Genomic DNA, 304 nt, shown 5'->3' on the forward strand with positions numbered 1-304 from the left:
GTCGCGCCGGACGGGGACGGGCGGTGGCGCGTCCAGACCCTGGCCAGCACCGGTGCCGACCTGCGCCTGACCGTCGCCCATCCGGGCGGCGCCGAGGCCGAAATACAGATGCCCCGCCGCGGCGCCCCGGCGCTGAGCCGCGGCGCCCCCGTCACGCTGGCCGTCCAGGCCGCCACGATCTTTGCCGATGCCCCGATGCAGAAGGAAACCGCCTGATGAGACTGCCCCTGATCGCCACCGCCCTGGCCCTGACCCTGTCCGGCCCCGCCCTTGCGCAGGACAAGCTGCTGAACGTCAGCTATGA

The 304-nt window shown here is 73.4% G+C and carries 1 protein-coding gene; it reads left to right on the plus strand.

Annotated features, from left to right (window positions below):
- A partial coding sequence (locus TW83_RS17400; protein ID WP_045984049.1) for a TOBE domain-containing protein occupies positions 1–216 on the plus strand: 216 nt, incomplete at its 5' end.
- Positions 217–304: the final 88 nt, after the last annotated feature.

The sequence above is a fragment of the Paracoccus sp. S4493 genome (assembly GCF_000967735.1).
GTDB lineage: Bacteria > Pseudomonadota > Alphaproteobacteria > Rhodobacterales > Rhodobacteraceae > Paracoccus > Paracoccus marcusii.